We start from the raw sequence: 25287 nt of genomic DNA, 5'->3' as shown, positions 1-25287 counted from the left end.
ATCAGCGGCTCACGAAGTCGGCGATCTGTCCTTTTCCGTGGCGCGCCACCACGCCTCTGCGCGCCTTGCCGGGCGCCGGCGCGCTGAGGAAGTCGCCGCCGACCGCCCAGAAGGCCCCGTCGCTGTCCGCCCAGACGGCGTGGAGATCGGCGTAAGGCTCCTCGGTGAACTCATCGATCCACGCGCCGCCGACCAGGCGCTGCTTGAGACCTCCATAGCCCACGATCGCGACCTCGCCCGAGCGGCTGCAGGCGACGCCGTTGACGTCGTTGGTGAGCGCGACGTCGACCCTCCGCCACGCCTCGCCGTCCGAGCGCAGCACGTCCCTGCCGCCGACCGCGTACACCGCGTCGCGGCCGCAGCCGGCGGCGGTGAACAGCGTGCCCTGCGCGATCGGCGGCTCGGACTGCAATTCCCAGGTCGTGCCCGCGCGGTGCCAGATGACGCCGAACTCGCCGACCGCGTAGAGGTCGTCGGACGACTCCCCCCATACCTTGTAGAGCGCCCGGCCGGTCGCCTGGGGCAGAGGCTCTCTCGACCACGCGCGGCCGTCCCAGCGAAGGACGATGTCCTTCTGCGCCTCCTCCGCGCTGCCCGGCGTGCCGCCCACGGCCCAGGCCTCGTCGGGGGAGAACGCGATGACGCCCCACAGGGTCGCGTCCGTCCCGGTCTCGTGCTCGGTGAACGCCGCGCCGTCCCAGCGGACCGCGCGGCCCCGCTCGCCGACCATCCACACGTCGTCCGGACCGGAGCCGGCCACCCACCAGAAGGTCTCCTCCCCGCCCGCCGGGAGCTCACGCCACGTCGACCCGTCGTGATGGAGCACGAGCGACGTGAGCCCCGTGTTGCCGAGCGGCCCTCCGACCGCGAATACGTCGTCGGGCGCCGTGCCCCATATCGACAGGACCGCGCGGTCCAGATCCCCCTCGTCGAGCACCACGCGCCACGCGGGCGGCGGCTCGGGGCTCTCCTCGGCGGGGCAGCCGGCGAGGGCGAGCGCGGAGAGGGCCAGGGCGGCCGCGGCGTGCAGGCAGGTGCGCATAGGAGATGGAAGACCGGCTTTCGAGAGATCCTGTGTCGGGGCGCGCCGCGCTGCTCGCCCGGCGCGCGCCTGCCCGCGAGGGTCAGTTGCAGAACACGTCGTCCTGCTTCGGATAATAATAGACGAAGATGTTGCAGTGCTCGTTCTTCTCGACGATCGGGCCGAACGTGTAGCAGCAGTCGAGCCGATCCTCGGGTGTGTTGTTCGTGGTCACGTCGTACTCGTCGAGGCCGCTGCAGCCGACGGCGGCCTCCGGCCGCTGCCACTCGTAGGAGCACCCGTACCAGACGCCGCCGCTCGGCGGGAGCTCCAGGTCGAGCTCGGGCGAGATGAGCATCGGCGGATCGTCCCAGGAGTTCGAGGTGTAAAAGCGCCTCGACGCGTCGGGCGTGCCGATGGTCTTGCCGTCCCATGCCCACATGTCGAACTGCGTGCCTCGGCTGTGAAAATGGCCGTTGGCGCCGATGATCCGCACGGGAGATGGGCTGTTGATCTGGCACGATCCCTCGAACGTGGGCCGCGGGTTCGACTGACAGACACGGACGGATTGCTTCGACGCGAAGACGGTGCCCAGCTCGTGCTTCACCTCCTCGGCGGGCAGCGACCACAGGTTCACCCGGACGCGGCCGACGGCCTCGGGGGTCTTCTGCGTCGACGCGTTCACGTAGTGCGTCTGCAGCATGAGCCACTCGTCGGGCTGGAGGACGTTCGCGACGCCCTCGGGGAACTCCCAGTCGAGCCGGCCGTCCTGCTGGGAGTTCGCGATGAGCGGCCAGTCGGCCCAGTTGGGGCTCTTGAAGCACTCGCCCACGCCGTTCCGGTTCTTCTGGACGAGCCCGCCGTCGGGGCCCAGCCCCTTGATCGTCCTCACCCGGAAGATGTTCATGTGGTGCGAGCCGTCGCGCTGGGCGATCTGCACCCGGTGGAGGTTCACGGGCGCGTCCGGGTCCATCCCGTTCGACGCGGCGAGGTCGCGGACCCGGAAGAAGTAGCAGTCCTGCTGCTCGACCCCCGCCGGAACCTCGATGTCCTCCGTCTCGATCTGGAAGCCCTCGCCGGCCGGCGGCGGGTCGAGCAGCGACGGGTCGACCGACGGCCCGGGCGCCGGGTTCGCGCGGTCGTCGACGCAAGCCGCGACGCTCAGCACGAGGGAGAGCAGACCATACGTCATCCGTCGAGACGTCATCCGTCGAGCGGCCATGAGTGCCTCCAGGCGTGAAGCAACGATGATGGAGTTATACACCGTGCGGCGATTTCACGGCCAGCGGGCGAGGGCCTGGGCATGAATCCGTCGGGCTCCCGGGCGTCGTGGCCGAACGACGACGGGAGCTGCTAGGATGTGGGAGAGGTTCAAGATGGCGGCGCCCAAGAAATGCGGTTCACACACGGAGCTTGCCTCGAGTGACGCGACGCGCGTCACCCGGTGCGCCTGCGGCATCGTCCACGTGACGCTCCTCGGCCCGGGGGTGACGGTGCGCATGTCGACGGAGGCGTTCCGCGGCGTCGCCTCCGGGCTCAAGGCAGCGGCCGAGCGGCTGGACGACGACGCCCGCCTCGGGGCGACCTCCATCAATTAGCTTGCGCGCCCGGCGAGGTGCGGCCTACCAGTGCTTCGTCGCTGAGCTGTTCTCCCCCGATGGCGGCTGTTCGGTAAAGGGCGCCTCTCGTGTACGACGACGACGCGGAGCACTGGGTCGGCAAGACGTTCGCAGGAATGTGGCGGATCGAGCGCGTGCTCGGCACGGGCGGCATGGGGAGCGTGCTGCTCGGACGGGCCGCCGACGGCTCGCAGGTCGCGCTGAAGGTGCTGCACCCGGAGCTCAACGCGATGGCGGAGGTGCGGAAGCGCTTCCTGCGCGAGGGCTTCATCGGGAACTCGTTCGGGGGGCCGGACGCGGTGCCCGGCGTGGCGCGCGTGCTCGGCTCCGGCGAGACGCCCGAGGGGCTCGCGTACCTGACGATGGAGGTGCTCCAGGGCGAGACGCTCTTCGATCGGATGGCGCGCACCGGGACGATGCCGGCCGGCGAGGTGCTCGCGCTCGCGGAGCAGGTGCTCGACACGCTGGCGGTCGCGCACGGGCGCGGCGTGGTGCACCGCGATCTCAAGCCCGAGAACATCCACCTCGGCACCGACGGGCGCGTGCGCATGCTCGATTTCGGCATCGCGCGCGTGGTCGACGGGCTCACGGGCCTGCCCGAGAAGACCGCGACCAAGACCGGCATGATCATGGGCACGGCGACGTACATGGCGCCGGAGCAGGCCACGGGGCTCATCCACGACATCGACGGGCGCACCGACCTCTTCGGGCTCGGGGCGACGATGTTCCGGCTGCTCGCGGGGCGGCCCGTGCACGGCGACGTCACGGAGGCCATGGAGGTCATCGCCGCCGCGACGGAGCCGGCGCCGCCCCTGGCCTCGGTCGCGCCCGGGATCTCGCCCGCGGTCGCGGCCGTGGTGGACCGCTCGCTGGCGTTCCTCAAGTTCCACCGGTACCCGAACGCAGAGACCATGCGCGCGGATGTCCGCGCGGTGCGCGCAGGCGGCGCGCCGCCCTACGCGCTGGCCGTCCTGGAGGGACGGATCCGCGCCGGCCAGCCGATCTCGCAGCCAGCGCCGGCGGCGTCGCCCGCGCCGCTGCCGCCGCCTGCCGCTGTGTCGCCGAGCGCCCGCCCCCAGCCGACGGTGGTGGAGCCCGCTGCGGCCCCCGTCCCGCCCGCTGCGGCCGCCGGCGCGGCCATGGGACGGCCGGAGCGCACGCTCCGCGACGACAGCGCGCCCGCGCCGCTCGCGCAGTGGTCGACGGGCAAGCTGCTCTTGCTCGTCGGCGCTGCCTCGCTCGCCACGGGGGTGCTCGTGGCGGTCGTCGTCCTGTTGCTGGTGAGCTGCTGACGGCTGTCTGGTGAGCTGCTGACGGCTGTCTGGTGAGCCGCGAGCGGGCCCCGTCGCCGCGAGCGGGCCCCGTCGCCGCGGGCGGGGCCCCGTCGGGGTCAGGCGCGCTCGTCGAGCGGGATGTACCGGACCTCGTTCTCGCCGGTGTAGATCTGCCGCGGACGGCCGATCTTGCCGCTCGGATCCTCGTTCATCTCCTTCCAGTGGGCGATCCAGCCGGGCAGGCGTCCGAGCGCGAACATGACGGTGAACATGTTCGTGGGGAAGCCGAGCGCGCGGTAGATGATGCCGCTGTAGAAGTCGACGTTCGGGTAGAGCTTCCGCTCGACGAAGTACGGATCCTTCAGCGCCGTCTCCTCGAGCCGCTGCGCGATGTCGAGCAGCGGATCCTTGATGCCGAGCTTCGCCAGGATCTTGTCGGCCGCCGCCTTGATGAGGCGGGCGCGCGGGTCGTAGTTCTTGTAGACGCGGTGGCCGAAGCCCATCAGGCGGAAGCCCGACGACTTGTCCTTCGCGAGCTTGACGAACTTCGAGACGTCGCCGCCGTCGGCGCGGATCGCCTCGAGCATCGTCACGACCTCCTGGTTGGCGCCGCCGTGGAGCGGGCCCCACAGGGCGCAGATGCCCGCGGCGACCGACGCGAAGAGGTTCGTCTTCGCGCTCCCGACGAGGCGCACCGTCGAGGTCGAGCAGTTCTGCTCGTGATCGGCGTGCAGGATCAGGAGCAGGTTGAGGACCTTCACGATGTCCTCGTCGATCTCGTACGGCTCCGCCGGGACCGAGAACATCATGTTCAGGAAGTTCGCGCAGTACGAGAGCGAGTTGTGCGGGTAGACGAACGGCTGGCCGATCGACTTCTTGTACGAGAACGCAGCGATCGTGCGCACCTTCGAGAGCAGCCGCGCGATCGTGATGTCGAGGAGATCGGTGTTCTTCACGTCGATCGCCTCCGGGTAGTAGCTCGACAGCGAGAGCACCATCGCGGAGAGGATCGCCATGGGGTGCGCCGTCGACGGGTAGCCGTCGAAGAAGCGCTTCATGTCCTCGTGGATGAGCGAGTGCCGGGTGAGCAGCGTGGAGAACCGGGACAGCTCGCTCTTGCTCGGCAGCTTGCCGTAGATCAGGAGGTACGACGTCTCCACGAAGGTCGACTGCTCGCCGAGCTGCTCGATCGGGATGCCGCGGTAGCGGAGGACGCCCTTCTCCCCATCGAGGAACGTGATGGAGCTCGTGGTCGAGGCTGTGTTGACGAAGGCCGGGTCGATGCACACGTACCCGGTCTTCGCTCGAAGGGAGCCGACGTCGATCGCTTTCTCCCCCTCGGTCCCCGTGATCACGGGCAGCTCGAGCGTCTGCTCCACACCATTCTTGTTCAGCGTTAACTTCGCGGTCTCCTGCACGCCTCCTCCTTCCGCCGCAGCGCGGCGTAAGCTATCACGAGCCGAGGGAAGAATGCTTCCCCAACAGAAACGAGGTGATGCGTTTGAGCGAGCCGGTCGTGCGGGGGGAGCTGGCCCACCACCCGGAGGCGCCCCGGTTGGTGGCCGAGGTGCGGCGGGTCCACGGGCGTTACGCTGACGAGGTCGTCGCTCGTTATCGCCTGTGCCCGTTCATGCGCGACGCCGCAACCGGTTTCGGTCGCTTCTATGTCCTTCTCGACCGCGAGCCCGCCCTGGAGACGGCGCTCGCGGCCGTGGAGGAGGCCGACAGCGCGGTCGTGCACCTGGTTTTCCCGCTCATCCATACTCCGTCGCCGCCGTTCGAGCGGTTCGCATCGCGCCTCGGCGAACAGCTGCGACGCCGTCGCAACCCCGCCCCGGTCCTGGCCGCGTTCCACCCCGAGATGGCAGGGGACGAGACGAACTCCCACCGGCTCGTCGGGCTGCTCCGGCACGCGCCGGATCCGTTTATCCAGACCATTCCAGAAGGGCTGAATCATTCGGGGACTGTGCTTGCGGGGGCGGAGGTCGAGCCCGCGGCCGACCCCGCAGAGGACAACTTCCGGCGGCTTCAAGGGGCGAGCATCGCCGCCGTCAAGGCCAAGCTGGCGGAGATCATGGCGGATCGGGACACCAGCTATGCGCCCCTCCTCGAGCGGCTCGGGGTAGCTCGCCCGGGCCCCCGCTTCGGCCCGCCGCCGGCGCGCTAGGCGGGCGAGCGGCGAGGCGCAGGGCTCGACTCGCTGCCTGCCTGAGCGCCGGCCTCGGCCTCGCGCTGCGCGATCAGCGGCATCAGGTACGGGAAGCCGGCCGCCATGGTGTCGAGGTGCGGATCGATCTGGGCGGCCAGCCAGAAGAGGAGCACGCAGGCGCGCTCGACGTAGAACCAGTCCTCGGGGTACTCGAACGAGCGCATCAGCTCCTGGAGCTCGCCGCGCTCCAGCTCGGGATCGGCCAGCTTCTCCAGCTGCTCCGGTCGAGCGCGCATCAGCGCGGCCGGCGTCCGATCCCGGATCTTGAGGAGCTTCGCGAAGTAGGTCTTCACGGTCCGCTCGAGGAGCGCGTCGTTGCCCCCGGGCGCGACGAAGCCCATCCGCCGGAAGCCGCGCACGACCGCCGCGTCGTCCTGCGCGAAGATCCCCTTCAGGATGTCGAGCAGCCCGTCGATGAGCTCGTCCCGGGCCTCGCAGATCGCGCCGAAATCGAGGACGACGAGGCGAAACCCGCCGCCCTCCTCCGCGCTGCGCGCGGCGATGAGGAAATTGCCCGGGTGCGGATCGGCGTGGAAGAAGCGATCCACGAAGAGCATCTTGTAGAACGCCTGCACGAGCCGGAGCGCCACGTCCGACGGCTCGATCCCCGCGCTCCTCAGCGCGTCGAGGCGGGTGATCTTCGTGCCCTCCATGAACGTCATCGTGAGCACGTCGCGCGTCGTGAGCTCGTGGATGACCTCCGGGAACGCGACGCCCGCGTCCCCCTCGAAGTTCTGCGCCATCCGCTCCATGCACGCGGCCTCGTGCAGGTAGTCGGTCTCGCGGCGGAGCAGATCGACCAGCGACTCGTGCACCCGCTCGATGCGCCCCACCGGGACGAAGCGCTTGTAGACCAGGAGGGCGAGGCGCAGGACGCGCAGGTCGACGGCGATGACGCCGCGGATGCCCGGGTAGAGGAACTTCACCGCGACCTTGCGGCCGTCGTGGAGGCGCGCGACGTGCACCTGCCCGAGCGACGCGGCCGCGAGCGGCGCGCGCTCGATCGACGCGAACAGCTCGCCCGCCGACCTGCCGAAGCTCCGGCGCAGCGCGGCCTCGAGATCGCTGAAGGGGTGCGGCGGGACCTGATCCTGGAGCTGCTCCAGCTCCTTGCCGTAGGCGCGAGGCAGGAAGCCGCCCATGATGGACAGCACCTGGCCCAGCTTGATGAAGACGCCCCGCAGCTTGAGCATGACGCGCAGCAGGCGTCGGGCGTTCTTCTGGTCCACGCGGGCGCGCCGCGCGACGAGCCAGCCGGGCAGCTCACGCGCGGGAGAGCCGCTCCCGAGGCGCCTCCCGAACACCCGCCCGAGCCCGAGCTGGACGAGGTAGCTCGTCAGGATGATCGAGAACGCAAACAGCGCGCGGAGAAGTCGGACGGCGAGCGTCATGGGCGGCAGTGCAACCGCACCATGCTACCGCAGGGGCCGCCCGGGGCCAGCCAGGCTCGCGCTCCAGGGGCGCTCTGGCCCTCGTGGGGGCCGGACGGCCGGCGGGCCTCGCCGGGCCGGGGCCGAGGGGCCTCCGGCGGCCGGCTCGGCTCAGGACAGCGCGTCCTTGATCGCCTTGATCGGGCGGGCGCGCACCGACTTGCTGGCCGGCTTCGCCGCGAACGTCATCGGCTGCTTCGTGAACGGGTTGATGCCCTCGCGCGCCTTGGTCGCCGGCTTCTTGACGACCCGGAACTTCGCGAAGCCGGGCATCGTGAAGATGCCGTTCTTCTTCAGCTCCTTGTAAGCGATCTCGGTCAGCGACTCGAGGATCGCCTTGACCTGCTTGCGGGTGACCTCGTTCTCGTTCGCCTCGACCACCGCGTTGATCAGGGCGCTCTTGCTGAGCGACGTGGCCTTCTTCCCGTCCGTCTTCTTCGCCGCCATGTTCTTTCCTCCGGAGGTTTGTGCCCTCTCGCGCGCCAAAGGAAACACAACGGCCGCCGCAGATCCAGTGTCGAATCGTCGATCGGAGCTACAAAAATAGGGGTTTCAGGCCCCGGGGGGCGCGCCCGTGCGCCGGAAGGACGGCCGGGGGAGCCTCGCCCAGGTCGCCAAAACACCCAGAAAACGGCCAGGATCGGCCGCTCTTCAGGCCGCACGAGCCCGCCTCGACGGCCGCCCGATGGCGGCGCCGCGGGGTAGGAGATCGCCCGATCTCCTTCCGTTGAAGGCGATCGTGGCCGCGCGGGGCGGGCAAGCTCCTCGGCGCCGCGCGCGCCGCGACGACCCCGGCTGACAGCGCGCTAGCGGCGGCTCGCCGCCGAGCCCGCGCCCCACTTCCGCTTCGCGGAGAGGCCCAGGATCGTCAGCGACTGGGGCGCCTGCGTGAACTCCATCACGTCGCCGAAGCCGACGCTCACCGAGTGGATCGGCCCGTCGAAGAAGAGCTTCGCGTCGTGCGTCTTGCTGCGCACGACCAGCGACGCGCCCGGCGGGATCAGGGCGTGGCGGAAGCGGTACTGCTCGCCGTGCGGGGTGTAGGGCTCGCGCACCACGAGCTGGAGGCGCTTCGAGGTGAGCGGCAGGACGCGACCGCCGGCCGAGCGCTGCGCGGCCGTGGAGCCGGCCGCGGGGCCGATCCAGAAGCCGCTCGACTTCTGCTCCTCCTCGACCCGACCGAACCGGATCACGTAGCGCGACGTGGCCGCCGGGGACACGTGACAGAAGAGCGCGTCGTTCAGGACGCGCGCGGTGGCGAGCTTGTCGTTCACCGTGACCTGCATGCGGGTGAGGACGGTGCGGCGCAGCGAGCCGCGCAGCGCCTTCGCGATCGCCTCCGCCGCGTCGGCGCTCGTCGCGCCGCAGAAGAAGCCGACGGAGTGGCCCGGCGCGCTGTTGATGCCGAGGATCGGCACCTCGCCGACGTTGTGCGACGCGCTGAGGAGCGTCCCGTCGCCCCCGACCGTGATCACGAGGTCGAGCTCGCTCGTGTCGAACGTCCTCGCCGCGCCCGTGATCAGGTCGATCTGGGCGCCGAGATCGTCGAGCGCCGCCTTGACCTCGCGCACCGTCTGCTCGTGCGACTCGTGCGACGCCTTGAGGCGCGCGATGGCGGCGTCGCCCGCCTCGATGAGCCGCGTGATGCGCGGGTCCTTCCGCTCCTCGCGGTAGATCCTCCAGGCGGAGCGCTTCACGACGAGCGCGACGCGGGGCGGCCGGCGCTGCGCGGGCGCGGGGGGTTGATCTGACATCAGAGCTCTGCGAGGCGCCGGAGCGCCACCTCCGTCTTCGCGTCCTCGATCACGCCGCGCCGGGTGAGCTCGATCGCGGCGTCGAGCGGGACGGACGTGACGACGGCGAAGCGCTCGAGCGGCGAGCCGTCCTCGAGGGGCGTCCCCTGGCGCGCGAGGTCGACCTCGACGTGGAAGTAGAAATGCCGCTCGCCGACCATGCCCGGCGCCGGGAAGCTCGGCGGGCCGAGCTCGCGGAGCGCCGCCGGGTCCACGTCGAAGCCGACCTCCTCGAGCAGCTCGCGGGCGGCCGAGCGCCGCAGGCCCTCGGGGCTGCGCTCGTCGACCTCGACGAGCCCGGCGGGCAGCTCCCACAGCGCGCCGAGCGCGGGCCCCTCCGGGACCGGCCACACCGCGGGCGGGCGGGTCGCGGCCGGCGGCCGGAGCGCCGAGCGGAGGAAGACATGACGGCGGCCGTCCGCGCCGCGGTGGTGCGGCGCGATCACCACCGCGTCGAGGCGCTCGCGATCGACGCTGTCGTAGGTGAAGGGCTCGCTGAGCGAGCCGTCCGGGAACTCGACGCGGAACACCTGGCGCCGCACGTTGAGAAATCCGGGAGGGTCCAGCGAGGGGATGGTCTGGACCAGCTTGAGCGCGAGCTTCGGGAAGGGAGGTAGCGGCATGCGGTGAGGTGTGCAGCATAGCGCCAAATGGCCGCCGATCGCGATGCGCGCTCGCCGCCGCCCGGGCGCTCCTGCCGCCCGGGCCCTGGCGCCGCGCGCTGGGGGCGCCGGTCCCGCCGAAGGGGGGCTGGCACCGCGCGGTAGGCGCGCTGGTATCCCGCGACACCGGCCCAGGCAGCCCGCGACACCGGCCCAGGCAGCCCGCGACACCGGCCCAGGCAGCCCGCGACGTCGGCGCGGGCGCCGAACACGCGACGACGAGCCTGTGACGAGGGCGTGGCGCGGCCGCGGCCGCGGACGGCTCAGCCCAGCATGCCGCGCGCCTTCGCGATCGCCTCGATCTCCGGGCGGCGGCGCTCTAGCTCCGCCTCGTCCTTGACCGGCAGGAAGCGCGAGGCGAGGCCCTCGCGCGGCACGCGCAAGAACCGGGGCTCGAGCGCGGCCGTGATCTCCCCGAGGAGCCGCTCGAACTGGATCGCCTTGCGATCCCCGATCTGCTTCTCCACCTCGACGTAGGTCCACTCCATGGCGAGCGCGCTCAGCGCGGCGGCGTCGACGAGGAACGTGTTCGTGTTGAAGACCGGGACCGTGCTCGGATCGAAGCCGCGGGGGAGGCGGAACTCCTCGGTGATGACGCGCCTGCCGTTCCAGCGCACGGGCCCGCCGCCCCGGTCGCTGCCGACCTTGTCGACGACCTCGACCGTGATGGGGCCGCCGTGGGCGAGGTGCCAGCCGAGGATGGCCGGATCGACGGTCGCGCCGAGGTTGTCGAGGTTCGCGATCCAGACCGTCTTGCCGCCGCGCGCGCGGAAGCGGTCGAGCAGGCCGCTCCGCCGGAGCGCGTCCGGCAGGTCGCCGTGGCCGGTGGCGTAGACGCTCGGCCCGCCGTCCTCGTCGAAGAACAGCGCTCCCTCGGGCGTCAGGCGAAGCGAGACGTTCTGCTCGAAGGTCGCGCAGCGCTCGCCGTCGAGGCGCGGGCCGAGGGCGTCACGGATGGGGCGCTCGGTCGCCTCGCTCGTCATGAGCCAGAGCGGCACGTGGGCGCCCTCGCGGGCGACCAGCCGCTCGAGGGCCGCGCTCTCCCCGAGCCGGAGGTCGAGGAAGCTCCGGCCGGGGAGCGCCTCGACCAGCGCCTTGACCACGCCGCCCATCCGCGTGGCCATCCCGCCGGCGAGGACGCAGAGCGCCACCTCGCCCCGCGAGAGCGCCGAGAGCCCGCGCTCGAGGCAGCGCGCGTGGTCGGCCGTCCCCGCGACCGGCGCGGTCGCGATGTCGTCCGGGGCAGGGGGCTCGACCCGGCCGGACAGCCGGTTGCGCGCGTCCCGCTCCACGCCGATGGTGGCCGCCCGCTGCACCAGGCGGGCCTCGTCGAACCCCCGATCGTGCAGGCGCTTCAGGACGGGGGCGGGAAGGGCGTTGATCTGCTCGGCGAGGGACACTTGGATCCCAAAGCATGAGCAGCGCGGCCCCGCAATAGGTCGCGCCCGCGCGGACCCGCGCGGCCGCGGGCTCAGCGCAGCACGAGGACCCAGACGTCGTAGAGGGCGTGCGTCCACACTGCAGGCGCGAAGCCGCGGAACACGTAGATCGCGGTGAGCACGAGCCCGCACACCATGCGGAACACGAAGGACGGGAGATTCCAGGGATCCCCCAGCGCTCCGACGTAATGCCAGCCGGAGAAGACGGCCGCGGCCACGACCGCCCAGGCGACCATCAGGACCACCCCCTGGAGCCCTCGGCCGAAGAAGAACCGGATCCCGAGCGCGCCCAGCCCGAAGAGGCCGGCGCGGAAGGCGATCTCCTCGTAGAAGCCGGCGCCGAGCGACATCACGACCCCGGTGAAGATGTCGTTCGAGGCGAGGGGCGGGCCGAGCCGGAGGGAGCCGACCACGTAGGAGCCGGCGAAGCGCATCAGGATGGCGTAGAGCGCCCCCTCGGTCGCGAGCAGGGCGAAGCGCCGGGTCTGGAGGGCGTGGCCGCGGCCGAGGATGGACAGGACCAGGACGAACGCCGCGCCGACGGCCACGGTGAGGCCCGCGTAGAGCGGGAGGCTGTGCTTGGCGAGGGCCCGGAGCTCGGCGGTGACCGGATCCGCGGCGTTCCGGATGGGGAGGAAGGCGACGCCGAGGTGGTAGAGGATGAAGATCGGCATCGTCAGCGCCAGATCCGTCAGCGCATCGCTCTTCGCGGTGGGCTTCGGATCGGCGGGCGCGGCGCCCGGCCGGGCGAGCTCCGATCCGGCGCCGAGCATCAGGACGGCCTCAGCCGATACACGATCACCAGCACCTCGGCCGACCACATCACGAGGTTCAGGACGAACGGGGTGTCCCGGAGGATCTCCTGCGTGGGGCTCTCGGCCTTCGGACGGCCGGCGACGAGCTGAAGGAACCGGATCACCCCGAAGAGCGGGTGGACCGTCGTGAGCCACAGGTGGGGGTTCTGGAAGAACCGCTGCGTGTCGTGGTCCAGCGTGTACGCCAGGTAGGTGGCGATGGTGGCGACGCCGGTCACGGCGAGCGCCGCCGTCAGGGCGCCCGACGAGTAGCCCTCCAGCGCCGCGCGCTGCTTCGCGGCGTTGGCGGAGGCGAGCTCGTGCCGGCGCTTGCCGAAGCCGAGGAAGAGCGCGAGCAGGGCGGTGCACGCGATCATGAAGCCGGAGAGCGGCGTCCTCGTCGCGAAGCCGCCCGCGAGGACCCGCAGCACGAAGAAGACCGCGATGCAGCCGACGTCGAGGTACGCGATCTTCTTGAGCCGGAACGAGTAGGCGACGTTGAGGACGTAGTAGCCGGCGGCGACGAGCGCGAAGAGCGGCGGGCCGAGCAGGCTGGCGCCGAGCGCGATCACGGCGAGGCCGACCGCCATCGCCTTGGCGACCGGGATCGGCACGCGCCCCGAGGCGATCGGCCGGAAGCGCTTGACCGGGTGGACCCGGTCGGCCTCCGCGTCGACGATGTCGTTCAGGATGTAGACCGCGCCGGCGAGCAGGCAGAAGATCGCGAACGCCCCGAGCGCGCTCTTGATGATCGAGGGGTGCGTCAGGTGCTTGGCGAACACCACCGGGGCGAGGACGAAGAGGTTCTTCACCCACTGGTGGGGGCGCATGGCGCGGATCATCCCGCGCACGCGCCAGAGCAGCGTCCCCCGGGGAGAGTCCGGCAAGAGCGGCGGCTGCGCGATCAAGCTGCCCGAGGGCGGCTCGCTCTCCGGGGGACGGACGCTCGGCGAGGCCGCGCTCCGCGGGGGCGACGAGGTGGTGGCCTTGCCAGCGGGCGCCGCGCTCCGCGCGGCCGGCGAGCCGCCGCTCTCGGCAGGCGACGAGCTCGACGGCTCGGCGGCCTCATGGGGACCATCAGCGCCGGACGCCTCCTCAGGGAGGGCGGTGGCGTTGTGGCGAAACAGGGGACCCGAGGCGGTCACGGCGGACGGAGCATACCTGGGACCACCGCCCCGGGCCATTCCGCAGCAGGCAAAACCCCCGGGATGAGGGCGCTCGCGGCCGGGCGGCGGCAGCGCCCCACGCGCCCTTCCGCGCAGCAAAACCGGGGGAAGGTGGCGCAACGTACCCGAGCCAGCGGCTCGCCAGGAGGTCGCGAACCCGGGTTCGCGCGGGCCGCGCGGGGTCGCGCCGCGCCTCGTGGAACGCAAAATGCGTATCCCCGCAGGCGCGCCGTGACCTCGTGCTACCATCGCCCGTGATGACATCGGCGCTCTCGGTCGCGCGTGAAGCTTCGCCCGTGCTCCTGAAGCTTCGCTCTGCGGTGGAGCAGGCCCTCGAGGGGAAGCCGGAGGCGGTCGAGCTGGCGCTCATCGCGCTGCTCGCCCGGGGGCATGTTCTCATCGAGGACGTGCCCGGCGTCGGCAAGACGACGCTGGCCCGGGCGCTCGCGAAGGCCGTGGGAGGCGAGCTCCGTCGCGTGCAGTTCACCAGCGATCTGCTGCCGAGCGACGTGCTCGGGGTGAGCGTGTTCGACCAGCGGATCGGCCAGTTCGTCTTCCGCCAGGGGCCGATCTTCGCGAACGTCCTGCTCGCCGACGAGATCAACCGGGCGAGCCCGCGGACGCAGTCGGCGCTGCTCGAGGCGATGAACGAGGGCCAGGTGTCCATCGACGGGACGGCCACGCCGCTGCCCGAGCCGTTCTTCGTGCTCGCGACCCAGAACCCGCAGGATTTCGCCGGCACGTTCCCGCTCCCGGAGTCGCAGCTCGACCGCTTCATGGTCCGGATCCGCATCGGGTACCCGCCGCCCCAGGTGGAGACGCGGCTGCTCCTGCAGGGCGGTGAGCCGGATCGCGCGCGGAACGTGCCGCAGGTCATCGATCCCGCCCAGCTCGTCGCGCTCCAGCGCGAGGTCGATCGCGTCGAGCTCGACGCGTCGCTGGCCACCTACCTGCAGGCGGTGCTCGCCGCGACGCGATCGAGCCCGACCCTCTCGCTCGGCGCGTCGCCGCGCGCCGGCATGAACCTCGCGCGCGCGGCCCGGGGGCGCGCGGTGCTCTATGGACGGTCGTACTGCATCGCGGACGACATCCACGACCTCGCGGTCGCGGTGCTGGCCCACCGGGTCCGGCTCTCCGCCCACGCGGAGGGCTACATGCCGACCCGCGACGAGTGCGAGGCCGCCGTGCGCGACCTCGTGGCGCGGGTCCCGGTCCCGCTCTGAGGGGTGGGCGATGGGCGCAGAGGACCGGGAGCGTGGCTCTCCCAGCGGCCGCCCCCGCGGCGCCGAGCGCACCGACGCGGCGCCGCGCAGCGCCGTGCGGACGAGCCGGCCGAGGCGCGATAGGCCCAGGATCGAGCAGCGACCGCTGCTGCCCGCGCGCAGGGAGCACGCGGCGCCGTGGACGCGGTGGCTCCTCGCGCTCCGGCCGCCCCGGAAGCTGAAGTTCACCCGGGAGGGGAAGTACTACCTCGGGATCACGCTGGGCGTCGGCTTCGCGGCGATCAACACGGGCAACAACCTGCTCTACCTGCTGCTCGGGATGCTGCTGTCGCTGATCGTCGTCTCCGGTGTGATGAGCGACCTGTCGCTCCGCCACCTCACCGTGACCCGGCGGCTCCCCGCCCGCGCCCAGGTGGGGCGCGCGCACCTCGTCGAGATCGAGGTCTACAACCACAAGAAGCGCGTGCCGTCGTACGCGATCGAGGTCGAGGATTTGCGCGCCGGTCAGCCGGCCGACAAGCGCTGCTTCTTTTTGAAGATCAGCCCCTCCAGCGCGCAGGTGGCCGCCTACCGGCGGACGCCGGCGAAGCGCGGCCGCGACCGGCACACCGGGTTCCGCATCGCCACCCGCTTCCCCTTCGGGCTGTTCGAGAAATCGCGCGAGGTCGAGGCCGAGGGCGATCTCATCATCTACCCGGCGGTCGATCCGGTCCGGCTCCCGGTCGAGGACGCGGGCCGCCGCGAGGGCGGCGCGAGCCTCAGCGGGCGCGGCGGCGGCGACGAGACGTTCGGGCTGCGGCCGATGCGCGACGGGGACGATCCGCGCGACATCTACTGGCGGAAGAGCACGCTGCGCGACCAGCTCGTGCTGCGCGAGCGGACCCGGGAGACGCGGCCCGACGTGCAGATCGTCGTCGACACGGTGCGCCCGGCGGGGGAAGGCGACGGGTTCTCGCAGCTCCTCGAGCGGCGGATCCGCGAGGCGGCCTCGCGCGCCGTCGCCCACCTCAAGCGCGGCGACGGCGTGCTCGTCGCGACCACGCTGGGCGAGCGCGCCCGGGGCGATCGCAACAGCGGAGCGGACGAGATCCTCCGGTTCCTGGCGCTGCTCGAGGCCGTCGACGAGGGCCTGGTGCCCGAGATCAGGGCCGAGCGCGCCGCCCGGGCGGCGCTGCGCCAGGGCGCGGGCCCCGGGCCGGCGAGCGGCGGGCGCCGCGCGAGCACCTCGAGGACCGCATCGTGAGGTTCGGGCTGGTGCACCGGGTGATGACGAACGCGCTCGCGGCGCTCGGCGTCATCGCCCTGGTCGCCAGCGGGCAGTTCAACCGCTACGTGAGCTGGGCCATCCTCATCGGCCTCGGGCTCGCGCTGCTCGTGCGCGAGTCGTGGCAGCGGCACCCGGCGTTCCGCTACGTGGACACGGGCGCCCTGCTGCTCGTCATCGCCGTCCAGGGGATCCGCATCGTCTTCACCGACGCGAGCGTGCTCGACGTGCTCGTCGAGTTCGCCGCGGCGCTGCAGATCATCCGGCTCGCGACGCGCAAGGGGGCGGCGCACGACCAGCAGGTCATCGTGCTCGCGCTGCTGCACCTCATCGCCGGGACGGTCCTCGGCGGCGGCCTCGGCTACGGGCTGTGCTTCCTGGGCGTGCTCATCGTCGCCCCGGGCGCGCTCGTGCTCAGCCATCTGCGGCGCGAGGTGGAGGGCAACTACCGGCAAGGGGCGCGCGACCGGACCGGGCTGCCGGTCGACGTGCCGCGCATCCTGCGCTCGCGGCGGGTCGTCGGCCGCTCGTTCCTGGCCGTCACCTGCCTGCTCTCGATCCCGATCTTCGCCTTCACCGCGCTCCTGTTCGTCATCTTCCCGCGCGTCGGCCTCTCGCTGCTCCTGCTCAACCGCGGCCACACGGGGCGGATGATCGGCTTCTCGGGCAAGGTCGATCTGGGCGCGGTCGGCGTGCTGCGCAGCGATCCCAAGCTGGCGATGCGGGTCGAGATCCCCGGCCTCCCGGACCCGCCGCCCGCGCGCCTCACCATGCACCTGCGCGGCACCGCGCTCGACGCGTACGACGGTCGCACCTGGTCGCAGAGCGAGAGCTTCAAGCGCCCGGCCGAGACCGACGCGGGGCTCGTGTCGATCGAGCGCTTCCCGGACCCGGCGGCCGATCCGGTGATGCGGATCGATCTGGAGCCGATCGATCCGCCGGTGATCTTCCTCCCGCCCAGCGCGACGGGGCTCCGGTTCAAGCACCGCGGGCAGCTCGGGATCGACACGAGCACGGTCGCCCACCGCGGCCCCGAGGGCGAGCTCAGGTACCACCCCGTGGACGATCGTGGGCTGGTCTACGACGTGTTCCTGTCGCGCAAGCGGGCGCCGACGTTCCAGCGCCTCGCGCCGACCGAGCGGCGGCGGTACCTGGCGCTCCCGGAGGATCTGCCGCCGCGCATCGTGGAGCTCGCCGAGGCGTGGACGCACGGCCTGGAGCGCCCCGTCGAGATGGCGCGGGCGATCGAGGCGCGCCTGCGGGCGGAGTACCGGTACGATCTCGCGTCGCCCTCGGGGAAGAGCCCGCAGCCGCTCGACCACTTCCTGTTCGAGTCGAAGCGCGGGCACTGCGAGTTCTACTCGACGGCGATGGCCATCCTGCTGCGCGCGGTGGACGTCCCGGCGCGCAACGTGACCGGCTTCATCGGCGGCACCTACAACCGCTTCGGCCGCTTCTATGCGGTGCGCCAGGGCGACGCGCACTCCTGGGTCGAGGTCTACATCGACGGCGAGGGGTGGCTGACGTTCGACCCGACGCCGCCGGCCGACGCGGCGCCGAAGAGCGAGCTCGTCGGGGTCTGGGCGTACCTCCGCGACTTCATCGAGGCGACGAGCCAGCGCTGGGACAGGCACGTCGTCGGCTACGACCTGAACCAGCAGGTGAGCCTGTTCCAGACGCTCACGTCGCGTTACCGGCGGTCCAGCGCGGGCGGCGAGCCCGCGCTGCCGCGCCAGCAGCTCCTCGCCGTCGCCGCCGTCGCCCTCGCGGCGGGCGGCGGGCTGCTCTACTGGCGCTTCCGCCGCGGGCGCCGCGCGCGCGACGACGGCGGCGCGGAGGCGGGGCGCAGCCCGAGCGCGATCCTGGCGACCGCGCTCTACGAGAGCCTCGAGGCCGCCATGCTCGCGCAGGGGATCCCGCGGCCCCCCAGCACGCCGCCGCTGCGCCACGCCGAGACGCTGGAGCTCGCGGCCCACCCGCTGGCGCACGAGATCCTGACGCTCACGCAGGTCTACCTGCGCGCCCGCTTCGGCGGGGAGACGCTCACGGAGGAAGACAGCCGCGACTTCGAGCGGCGGGTCAAGGCGCTGCGCTCGGCCGATCTCCGGGCGCTCTCCTCGGCCGAGGTCGGCGTCCACGCCTCGCCGTGACCGCGCGCCGCACGGCGGCGCGCGCGGGCCTAGCGGCGCCGCACGGGCCGCCTCGCGATGAACGCCTGCCGAATGCCGGTGAGCGCGCGGCGGTTCGGGCCGCCGAAGACGAGCGGATCCCTGGCCGCGAGCTCGCCCAGCCGGTCCATGTACGACCGCGCGACCACGCGCTGGCCCAGGAGGCTGACGAAGTTCGACTGGCCGCGCAGGGTGGACGCGAGGACGGACGCCGTCGACGAGTCCGGCACCATGGCGGCCGAGAGCGCGTCCAGCACGCGCCGCAGCGGCACGACCGACTGCGCGGTCGCCAGCTTGCGATCCGAGGCGCCGAGCGGCTGCGGGGCGTACTCGAGCCAGATCCCGGCGACGTTCAGGTGGTTGAGCAGCCGCTTGGACCAGCGCGGATCGAGCTCCAGCACGAGCGGCCGCGCGTCGGCCAGCGTGGAGAGCGCGAACTCGCTCGGCTCGCCCACGAGCGCGAGGTCGCGCAGGAGCGGCGTGAGCTTGCGCTCGCTCGCGAGCAGGCTCGCCGCGACCTGGCCGCGATCGAGCAGCGGGATCGGGATCACGAGGACGTCCGGCCGCTCGCCGCGCGTGACGCGCGCCGCGAACATGCGCCACGCGATCGCCGGCGAGCGCACGAGGATGGCGGACCTGGGCTCCAGGCTCCCGTACGCCTCGTCCGTCCAGACCTCGGCGGCCGTCTGCTCGCTCCGGTCCGCGGCGAAGCCGGCCTCCTCGCTCGTCAGCGCGACCAGCGTGAGCTGGAAGACGACGAGCAGCACCGCGCCGCTCCGCGCGAACGGCACGCGCGTGGCGAGCAGCGCCCGCACCGCCGCGTGCGCCCCGAGCGCCGAGCCGGCGGCGATCGCCGCGACCGCGAGCGAGCGCAGCGGGGTGAGCGGATCCGCGGAGAGCACGCCGGCCGCCCGCGCCGGCAGGAGGGTGTCGAGCGCGAGCAGCGCGAGGAAGGGCGCGGCGAGCCAGCGCGCGCGCGGGCGCGCGAGGGCGATCGCCATCCCGGCGGCGGCGATGAGCAGGGAGACGAGGCCGATCTCGCGGCTCCACGCGGCGAGCGCCGTGGTGCGCGCGCTGGCGACGTCGAGCGCGGCGAGGCTCCCGGCGGAGAGCGCGTGGCCGATGTCGGCCCACGCCCGCGGCGCGAACGGCCGGAGCGCGAGCGGGGCGAGCAGGAGCGCGGCCGTGAGCGCCCCCGCGGCGGCGGCGGCGACCAGCATGCGCCTGGGCGGGCCCGCGGCCGGGGCCGGGGGCTCGCCGGGCGCTCCGTCGGCGGCCGGGCGCTCGGCGGCGAGCCCCCGGCGGGCGACGACGATCGCGCACGACCCGGCGAGCGCGGCGAGCGCCGCGGGCGGGCTCTCCGCGAACGTGGCCCCGAGCAGCGCGCCGAGCCCGATCCAGGCGCGGCCCGCGTGCCGCGCCCTCTCGGCGCAGACCGACGCGAGCGCGAGCGTCACGAGCGCGGCGCAGGTGGCGAGCATGGCGCCGCCGCCGACGGTCGCCTCGCGCTGCCAGGTCGGCGACAGCGCCGCCGTGAGGACGGCGATCGCCGCGAGCACGGCGGCGAGCCGCGGGCTCGCCGCGGCGCCCGGCGCGGCGCTCGCGGCGCCGGCCGCGGCGGGGGCCGCGAGCGCCGCGCCGCCGAGGCGGAGCTTCCGCCACAGCGAGCGCCCGGGGAGGGGCGACGGGCGCGCGGCTTCGAGGAGGAGCCGGCGGACCTGCGCGTAGAGCAGGCGCGACGCGAGCGCGAGCGCGAGCGCCGACACGAGCGCGGTGCGGAAGGTGAGCGAGCCGAGGGGGAGCAGGCTCAGCGCCTGCGAGAGCGGGGTCGACAGGCCGCCGCCCACGCCGATCGCGACGAGGCCGAGGTCCCGGACCGCCGTGAGATCCTCCCGCCACTGCCCGGAGGAGGCGGCGCGGGCCAGCGAGAGCCCGAAGGGCAGCGCGGCCGACAGCACGGCGAGCGACCGATCGAGCCAGCAGCGTTCCTCTCCGGAGCTCACCGGCCGGCCATGCCAGATCGGGCGCGGGCGGGCCAAGTTCCGGCGCGCGGGCCCGCCGCGGGCGGCGCTGCACGCGGGGCGCTCACCTCCATGGCTTGCGCTCCGGCGAGCCTCTTTTGTGGCTCGCCTGCGCTTCAGCCCCTCCGGTGAGCGCCCCGCGTGCGGCGCTGCGCGCGCCGACCCGACGGGCAGACGACGTTCGGGGCGCGAGCATCCGGAGAGGCGGTGCGCGGCGACCTGGGCTAGAGTCGCCCCTCCCACGGAAACCCGGAGGTCGGCTCGTGTCCCGTTTCATCGATGAGCTCAAGAGGACGCACCGCTGCGGCGATCTGCGCACAGCGGACATCGGCAAGGAGGTCATCCTCTTCGGCTGGGTGGCGCACCGCCGCGACTTTGGCGGCTGCGTTTTCATCGACCTGCGCGATCGCGAAGGCATCACGCAGGTCGTGTTCGACGCCGGCTACGAGGCCGGATCGGTGAAGCGCCTGCCGGCCCTCGAGGGGTCGGGCGAGCCCTACTCGACGCCCGAGCAGCTCGCCGCGTCGCTGAAGCTGGCCGAGACGGTCCGCCGCGAGTGGGTCATCGGCGTGCGCGGCGTGGTCGTGCACCGGGGCGAGCAGAACGTGAACCCGAAGCTCGCGACCGGCGAGATCGAGGTGCGCGTGGCCGAGGCCGTGATGTTCAACCGCGCCGACAACCCTCCGTTCTCGATCGAGGACGACATCCGCACCGACGAGGAGATCCGGCTCCAGTACCGGTACCTCGACCTCCGCCGGACGCCGCTCCAGCGGGCGCTGCGGATGCGCCACGAGGTCAACCGGGCGACCCGCAACTACCTGTCGGACCAGGGCTGCCTCGAGCTCGAGACGCCGTTCCTCGTCAAGTACACCCCGGGCGGCGCGCGCAACTTCCTGGTCCCCTCGCGGGTGTCCGCCGGCAAGTTCTACGCGCTCGCCGAGAGCCCGCAGCTCTACAAGCAGCTCTTCATGGTCGCGGGCTTCGACCGCTACTTCCAGATCGTGAAGTGCTTCCGCGACGAGGATCTGCGCATCGACCGGCAGCCGGAGTTCACCCAGATCGACGTCGAGCTGTCGTTCGTGAACCAGGACGACGTCTTCCGGCTGATCGAGGGGCTCGTGTTCGCGGTCTTCAAGGCCGCGCTCGGCAAGGATCTCACCGAGCTCTACCCGACGGGCCGCTTCCCGCGGATGCCGTACGCCGAGTCGATGGCCCGCTTCGGCAACGACAAGCCCGATCTGCGCTTCGGGATCGAGCACACCGACCTGACCGACCTCATCATCGAGCACGGCGGCGGCGGGGTGCCGCTCTGGGTGGAGCTCGCCGAGAAGTACCGCTCGGGCAAGCTCCGGCGCGACGTGCCGGCGGAGATCGTGAAGGCGCTCGTCATCCCGGCGAGCGCGAACCTGTCGCGCCAGCAGACCGAGGAGCTCGAGCGCGGGCTCAGGGACGTGAAGGGCTTCCGGGGGCTCGCGCGGGCCAAGCTGGCCGAGGACGGCTCCTGGACGCAGTCGCCGCTGTCGAAGTCGATCACGCCGGAGCTCCGGCGGCAGCTGAACGAGAAGCTCGGCGCCAGGCCGGGCGACATCCTCTGCTTCCAGTTCGGCAAGGCCGCGGTGGTGCACACCGTGATGGCGAAGCTCCGGGTCGACATCGCCAAGAAGATCGGGCTCATCCCGGAGTACGGGCATGGAGACCAGTGGCGGTTCCTCTGGGTGACGAACCCACCCCTGTTCGAGCTGGACGAGGAGACGGGGCGGTGGGCCGCCGCGCACCACGCGTTCACGCGGCCGATCGACGAGCACGTGCCGCTGCTCGAGGCCGATCCGGCGCGCGTCGAGTGCTACCGGTACGATCTCGTGCTGAACGGGTTCGAGCTCGGCGGCGGCTCGATCCGGCTGCACGACCCCGACGTGCAGGCGCGCGTCTTCCGGACGCTGGGCATCGACGAGGGCGACGCGCGCGACAAGTTCGGGTTCCTCCTCGACGCGCTCCGGAGCGGCGCGCCGCCGCACGGCGGCATCGCGCTCGGCATGGACCGGTTCGCCATGCTGCTCAGCAGCGCGCCGACGCTGCGGGACGTCATCCCGTTCCCGAAGACCAACCAGGGCACGGACCAGATGACGGGCGCGCCGGTCACCGTCGACGCAGCGCAGCTCGCCGAGCTCAGCGTGAAGACGGTGGTGCCCGCAGCGCCGCGGCCGGGCCCCGCGGGCGGCGCCGACGCTTGACGCGGCGCGGGTGCGATGATGGCCGCGCGGCGCGGGCGCGCGCAGCCCGCGCTCGCCCGGCCGCCGTGGTCGCGCCGGTTGTGCGCCGCCGCGCCGCGCGGCCGCGCCCCTCGGCCTTTATGTTTGCAGGCCGCGCACATCTGGTAGGGTAGGACCGTATTCTTCGCCATGGCCTCCCCGGCGCGCGTCCTCGTTGTCGACGACAGCCCGACCATCCTGAAGGTCGTCAGCGCCATCCTGACTCGCAACGGGTTTGATCCGACCGTGGCGCGGGACGGGCTCGCGGGGATCGAGCTCATCAAGAAGGGGCCGAAGTACGATCTCGTCCTCCTCGACTTCGTGATGCCGCGGATGAACGGCTACGCCTTCTGCCGGGAGCTCCGGTCGAACCCGGCGCACCGCACGGTCCCCGTGGTCCTGATGAGCGCCAAGGGCGACAAGCTCCGGGGGCAGTTCGTGCAGCAGACCGGCGCCGTCGACGCGATCACGAAGCCGTTCGACGCGCGCGCGCTGGTCGCGGTGATCGAGGGGGCGCTCGCGAAGACGGCGGAGGGGCGCGCGCGGCCCGTCCCCGAGGGCGCGAAGATGCTCGACGAGGACATGATCGCCGAGAGCGTGCGGCCGAGCCTCATGTTCCGGCACATGCGCCAGCGCGCCGGGATCGACTTCGCCCAGCACCTGGCGACGGTGATGACGCCGGCGATCATGAGCCTCTCTCCCGAGGCGCGGACCAACGAGGCGGCCGTGATGCAGGCGATCGCCCGCGTGATGACGGGCGACGTGGTGTCCATGCTGACGCTGACGCTGCGCGATCTCGACACGCCCCCGGACGCCAAGGAGGTGATGAGCGGCGACGTCTCCGCGATCCCGCTGGCCGAGATCCTCCAGCTCTTGCAGATGCAGCGGCAGACGGGCGTGCTGCGCGTGGCCACCAACCGCGCGTCGGTCACGATCTCGCTCCGCCAGGGGCTCATCGATCTCGTGCAGGCGCGCCACTCGTCCGACGAGTTCAAGCTCGGGCGCTACTTCATCGAGCGGGGGCTCGTCACGCGGGAGCAGCTCGAGGCGCTGCTCCGCGAGAAGAGCCCGTCGGCGCTGCTCGGCCAGGTGCTCGTGGAGGCGGGCGTCGCGACGCAGGACGATCTCATCGCCGTGCTGGAGCGCCAGTCGAGCGAGCTCATCTACGAGGTGCTGCGCTGGCCGTACGGGCGCTTCTCGTTCACGCGCGAGCCGTTCCGCCCCGAGGTGGAGCAGGCGCGCCTCGGCCTCCCGGTGTCCTCGCTGGTGCTCGAGGGGTTCCGGCGCGTCGACGAGTGGCGGCTCATGGAGGGGACGATCAACTTCGATCAGGTCGTGGTCGTCGATCAGGTCGCGCTCGACGGCGTGGGCTCGGGCAAGCTCACGCGCACCGAGGAGCTCGTGCTCGGGGCGGTCAACGGCTCGCGCACGGTGAGCGAGGTGATCAAGGAGAGCGCCGTCGGCTCGTTCGACGCGATCAAGACCATCTACCAGTTCCTGCAGTCGCGCGTGCTGAGGACCAGGGCGGCCTGAGGCCCGGCGGACGGCGGACGGCGGTCGCCGCGCACGCGCTCGCGAGCGGTATGCGCACGGATGGCGGAGCGCGCGGCGGCGCCGCCCCCGCGCGTGGCTCGCTGCAGGGCGAGCAGCGCTTCCGGCGCGGGGCGGCACGCGCCGTCCGAGGGTCGCCTGCGCGCGCGAGGCTCAGGACGCCCCAGGGGGCGCGACGCTGAACGTTCGCGGCGGAGAGGGCGGGATTCGAACCCGCGGATCAGTTTCCCGATCGCACGCTTAGCAAGCGTGTGCCTTCAGCCACTCGGCCACCTCTCCAGGTTGTCAGGATGGTCCGCCCGACCCCCCGCGGGGCGGCCGGAGCGGACCTCGAAGCTCGGCGATTGAAAGAGCGTCGGCTCGACTGCCGCTCGGCGCGGCGGTCGAGGGAGCGGCAACATACCAAAGAGCCTGTCACGGTGCACAAAAAGATCGCTCGCGATGTGCGCCGGCGTCCGATCCCGACCCCCGGGGCGGGACGACGGAGGGCGCGAGGGGCTGCGGCCGGGCGGGCAGGCTCGACCTTGTGGCGCGCGGGGATTCCGTCCGGGGTCCTGGGTTACCATGCCGCCATGAACACCGCGCCCCACCGGAACCTGCTCCGCTGGATCACCGGGACGAGAGCCCCTGCGCCGACGGTCCTGATCCGCCTCGCCGTGGGCAGCGTCTTCCTCTCCGAAGGGATCCAGAAGTTCCTCTTCGCGGCCGAGCGCGGCGCAGGCCGCTTCGCCAAGATCGGCCTCCCTGCGCCGGATGTCCTCGGCCCCTTCGTCGGCGCCACGGAGATCCTCTGCGGGAGCCTCGTCCTGCTCGGGCTCGCGACGCGCCTCGCCGCCATGCCGCTGATCGCCACGATGCTCGTCGCCATCACGACGACGAAGATCCCCATCCTCGTGCAGCGCGGGTTCTGGGCGATGGCGCACGATTCGCGCACCGACTGGTCCATGCTCCTCGGGGCGCTGTTCCTCTTGCTCGTCGGGGCCGGCCCCCTGGCGCTCGACGCGCGGCTCGCGCCGCCGGAGGGCCCGCGATCCCCGCGGTAGGGGAATTGAGCGGCCGGGCGCGGGAATGGGCAGCGCGATCCGGGGGTGTAATGAGGCGGGGTGGCCGCGTCTTCCGGGGTGAACGGCCGTGGGTCGTGGAAAGGGAGAGAGGGAGACGCCATGAACGAGACCCTGCTGGAGGTCGGCGGGATGAGCTGCCCGTCCTGCGTTCGCCACATCGACAGCGCGCTTCGCGCGCTCGACGGCGTCGAGCGGGTCGAGGTGCGCCTGCGCGAGGGGACCGTGGTCGTGCAGCACGAGCCGGCGAGCGCGCCCGTGGACGCCCTCGTCGAGGCCGTGCGCGGGGCCGGCTACGACGTGCGGCCCCGCGCCGCCTGAGGGCCCGGGGCGCCGGTCGCCC

General features: G+C 72.4%; 21 protein-coding genes and 1 tRNA gene. 10 read left to right on the top strand and 12 right to left on the bottom strand.

The window, feature by feature from the left end:
* Position 1: 1 nt before the first annotated feature.
* Together WMF31_RS38625 and WMF31_RS38620 are read right to left on the bottom strand one after the other, a co-directional pair.
* The gene (locus WMF31_RS38625) at positions 2 to 1042 is read right to left on the bottom strand and encodes a WD40/YVTN/BNR-like repeat-containing protein (protein ID WP_436606888.1); all 1041 of its coding nucleotides are present in this window, start codon (positions 1040 to 1042) and stop codon (positions 2 to 4) included.
* An 82-nt stretch (positions 1043 to 1124) separates the two neighbouring features.
* Positions 1125 to 2228, bottom strand: coding sequence for a hypothetical protein (locus WMF31_RS38620; RefSeq protein ID WP_436606887.1), 1104 nt, complete (start codon positions 2226 to 2228; stop codon positions 1125 to 1127).
* 169 nt (positions 2229 to 2397) lie between these two features.
* On the opposite strand from WMF31_RS38620, the gene WMF31_RS38615 reads away from it, so the two are divergent.
* Both WMF31_RS38615 and WMF31_RS38610 read left to right on the top strand, forming a co-directional pair.
* Positions 2398 to 2619: a hypothetical protein gene (locus tag WMF31_RS38615; protein ID WP_129355084.1), complete on the top strand. Its 222-nt coding sequence runs from the start codon at positions 2398 to 2400 to the stop codon at positions 2617 to 2619.
* A gap of 89 nt (positions 2620 to 2708) precedes the next feature.
* Entirely contained in the window at positions 2709 to 3932 is a 1224-nt protein-coding gene (locus WMF31_RS38610) for a serine/threonine-protein kinase (RefSeq protein WP_436606886.1), read from the top strand.
* 98 nt (positions 3933 to 4030) lie between these two features.
* Here WMF31_RS38610 and WMF31_RS38605 read toward each other — a convergent pair whose 3' ends face one another.
* Complete coding sequence (locus WMF31_RS38605; protein WP_436607584.1) at positions 4031 to 5308, bottom strand: citrate synthase; 1278 nt, start codon at positions 5306 to 5308, stop codon at positions 4031 to 4033.
* Positions 5309 to 5472: 164 nt separating this feature from the next.
* Between WMF31_RS38605 and WMF31_RS38600 the strand changes: the two genes are divergently transcribed.
* Positions 5473 to 6081 (top strand): hypothetical protein, encoded by a 609-nt coding sequence (locus WMF31_RS38600; protein ID WP_436607583.1) that lies wholly within the window; start codon positions 5473 to 5475, stop codon positions 6079 to 6081.
* Here WMF31_RS38600 and WMF31_RS38595 read toward each other — a convergent pair.
* The 7 genes from WMF31_RS38595 to WMF31_RS38565 all read right to left on the bottom strand — a co-directional run bounded on the left by WMF31_RS38595 (position 6078) and on the right by WMF31_RS38565 (position 13386).
* Positions 6078 to 7514, bottom strand: a complete 1437-nt coding sequence (locus WMF31_RS38595) for an ABC1 kinase family protein (protein WP_436606885.1) — start codon at positions 7512 to 7514, stop codon at positions 6078 to 6080. The genes WMF31_RS38600 and WMF31_RS38595 overlap by 4 nt on opposite strands.
* Before the next feature lie 150 nt (positions 7515 to 7664).
* Complete coding sequence (locus WMF31_RS38590; RefSeq protein WP_129355074.1) at positions 7665 to 8000, bottom strand: HU family DNA-binding protein; 336 nt, start codon at positions 7998 to 8000, stop codon at positions 7665 to 7667.
* A gap of 359 nt (positions 8001 to 8359) precedes the next feature.
* A complete protein-coding gene (locus tag WMF31_RS38585; protein ID WP_436606884.1) occupies positions 8360 to 9307 on the bottom strand; it encodes an NAD(+)/NADH kinase in 948 nt (315 codons plus the stop codon).
* Positions 9307 to 9969 carry an NUDIX hydrolase gene (locus WMF31_RS38580; RefSeq protein WP_129355070.1) on the bottom strand — a complete coding sequence of 221 codons (663 nt, stop codon included), beginning with the start codon at positions 9967 to 9969 and terminating at the stop codon, positions 9307 to 9309. The genes WMF31_RS38585 and WMF31_RS38580 overlap by 1 nt, the downstream gene beginning before the upstream one ends.
* Positions 9970 to 10271: 302 nt before the next feature.
* Positions 10272 to 11408: a UTP--glucose-1-phosphate uridylyltransferase gene (locus WMF31_RS38575; protein ID WP_436606883.1), complete on the bottom strand. Its 1137-nt coding sequence runs from the start codon at positions 11406 to 11408 to the stop codon at positions 10272 to 10274.
* Between the two features lie 71 nt (positions 11409 to 11479).
* Positions 11480 to 12220 (bottom strand): CPBP family glutamic-type intramembrane protease, encoded by a 741-nt coding sequence (locus WMF31_RS38570; RefSeq protein WP_436606882.1) that lies wholly within the window; start codon positions 12218 to 12220, stop codon positions 11480 to 11482.
* Positions 12220 to 13386 carry a decaprenyl-phosphate phosphoribosyltransferase gene (locus tag WMF31_RS38565; protein ID WP_436606881.1) on the bottom strand — a complete coding sequence of 389 codons (1167 nt, stop codon included), beginning with the start codon at positions 13384 to 13386 and terminating at the stop codon, positions 12220 to 12222. Before WMF31_RS38565 ends, WMF31_RS38570 begins: the two co-directional genes overlap by 1 nt.
* Positions 13387 to 13664: 278 nt before the next feature.
* Here WMF31_RS38565 and WMF31_RS38560 point away from each other — a divergent pair, with 278 nt between their 5' ends.
* The 3 genes from WMF31_RS38560 to WMF31_RS38550 are packed head-to-tail and all read left to right on the top strand — an operon-like array spanning position 13665 to position 18044.
* Positions 13665 to 14630, top strand: a complete 966-nt coding sequence (locus WMF31_RS38560) for an AAA family ATPase (protein WP_129355064.1) — start codon at positions 13665 to 13667, stop codon at positions 14628 to 14630.
* Between the two features lie 10 nt (positions 14631 to 14640).
* Entirely contained in the window at positions 14641 to 15873 is a 1233-nt protein-coding gene (locus WMF31_RS38555; RefSeq protein WP_436606880.1) for a DUF58 domain-containing protein, read from the top strand.
* Positions 15870 to 18044, top strand: a complete 2175-nt coding sequence (locus WMF31_RS38550) for a transglutaminase TgpA family protein (protein WP_436606879.1) — start codon at positions 15870 to 15872, stop codon at positions 18042 to 18044. The genes WMF31_RS38555 and WMF31_RS38550 overlap by 4 nt, the downstream gene beginning before the upstream one ends.
* 29 nt (positions 18045 to 18073) lie before the next feature.
* Here WMF31_RS38550 and WMF31_RS38545 read toward each other — a convergent pair whose 3' ends face one another.
* A complete protein-coding gene (locus WMF31_RS38545; protein WP_436606878.1) occupies positions 18074 to 20065 on the bottom strand; it encodes a hypothetical protein in 1992 nt (663 codons plus the stop codon).
* A 281-nt stretch (positions 20066 to 20346) separates the two neighbouring features.
* Here WMF31_RS38545 and aspS point away from each other — a divergent pair, with 281 nt between their 5' ends.
* Entirely contained in the window at positions 20347 to 22314 is a 1968-nt protein-coding gene (aspS, locus tag WMF31_RS38540) for an aspartate--tRNA ligase (protein ID WP_436606877.1), read from the top strand.
* 168 nt (positions 22315 to 22482) lie between these two features.
* Positions 22483 to 23865, top strand: coding sequence for a DUF4388 domain-containing protein (locus WMF31_RS38535; RefSeq protein ID WP_436606876.1), 1383 nt, complete (start codon positions 22483 to 22485; stop codon positions 23863 to 23865).
* Positions 23866 to 24075: 210 nt separating this feature from the next.
* Here WMF31_RS38535 and WMF31_RS38530 read toward each other — a convergent pair.
* A tRNA-Ser gene (locus tag WMF31_RS38530) sits at positions 24076 to 24162 on the bottom strand.
* Between the two features lie 293 nt (positions 24163 to 24455).
* Here WMF31_RS38530 and WMF31_RS38525 point away from each other — a divergent pair.
* Together WMF31_RS38525 and WMF31_RS38520 are read left to right on the top strand one after the other, a co-directional pair.
* The gene (locus WMF31_RS38525; protein WP_436606875.1) at positions 24456 to 24926 is read left to right on the top strand and encodes a DoxX family protein; all 471 of its coding nucleotides are present in this window, start codon (positions 24456 to 24458) and stop codon (positions 24924 to 24926) included.
* A 120-nt stretch (positions 24927 to 25046) separates the two neighbouring features.
* Positions 25047 to 25265 (top strand): heavy-metal-associated domain-containing protein, encoded by a 219-nt coding sequence (locus WMF31_RS38520; RefSeq protein ID WP_436606874.1) that lies wholly within the window; start codon positions 25047 to 25049, stop codon positions 25263 to 25265.
* Positions 25266 to 25287 lie beyond the last annotated feature (22 nt).

Source organism: Sorangium sp. So ce1036, from assembly GCF_051369805.1.
Taxonomy (GTDB): domain Bacteria; phylum Myxococcota_A; class Polyangia; order Polyangiales; family Polyangiaceae; genus Sorangium; species Sorangium cellulosum_F.
Note: the sequence above shows the minus strand (reverse complement) of the source record. Positions and strands in the feature narration are given on the sequence as shown.

Excerpts from the sequence above, each read along its gene's own strand:
- WMF31_RS38585 (WP_436606884.1), bottom strand. The coding sequence starts at position 9,307 with ATGTCAGATCAACCCCCCGCGCCCGCGCAGCGCCGGCCGCCCCGCGTC.
- WMF31_RS38525 (WP_436606875.1), top strand. The coding sequence starts at position 24,456 with ATGAACACCGCGCCCCACCGGAACCTGCTCCGCTGGATCACCGGGACG.
- WMF31_RS38535 (WP_436606876.1), top strand. The coding sequence starts at position 22,483 with ATGGCCTCCCCGGCGCGCGTCCTCGTTGTCGACGACAGCCCGACCATC.
- WMF31_RS38615 (WP_129355084.1), top strand. The coding sequence starts at position 2,398 with ATGGCGGCGCCCAAGAAATGCGGTTCACACACGGAGCTTGCCTCGAGT.
- WMF31_RS38560 (WP_129355064.1), top strand. The coding sequence starts at position 13,665 with ATGACATCGGCGCTCTCGGTCGCGCGTGAAGCTTCGCCCGTGCTCCTG.
- WMF31_RS38520 (WP_436606874.1), top strand. The coding sequence starts at position 25,047 with ATGAACGAGACCCTGCTGGAGGTCGGCGGGATGAGCTGCCCGTCCTGC.
- WMF31_RS38580 (WP_129355070.1), bottom strand. The coding sequence starts at position 9,969 with ATGCCGCTACCTCCCTTCCCGAAGCTCGCGCTCAAGCTGGTCCAGACC.
- WMF31_RS38555 (WP_436606880.1), top strand. The coding sequence starts at position 14,641 with ATGGGCGCAGAGGACCGGGAGCGTGGCTCTCCCAGCGGCCGCCCCCGC.
- WMF31_RS38595 (WP_436606885.1), bottom strand. The coding sequence starts at position 7,514 with ATGACGCTCGCCGTCCGACTTCTCCGCGCGCTGTTTGCGTTCTCGATC.
- WMF31_RS38590 (WP_129355074.1), bottom strand. The coding sequence starts at position 8,000 with ATGGCGGCGAAGAAGACGGACGGGAAGAAGGCCACGTCGCTCAGCAAG.
- WMF31_RS38625 (WP_436606888.1), bottom strand. The coding sequence starts at position 1,042 with ATGCGCACCTGCCTGCACGCCGCGGCCGCCCTGGCCCTCTCCGCGCTC.
- WMF31_RS38570 (WP_436606882.1), bottom strand. The coding sequence starts at position 12,220 with ATGCTCGGCGCCGGATCGGAGCTCGCCCGGCCGGGCGCCGCGCCCGCC.
- WMF31_RS38620 (WP_436606887.1), bottom strand. The coding sequence starts at position 2,228 with ATGACGTCTCGACGGATGACGTATGGTCTGCTCTCCCTCGTGCTGAGC.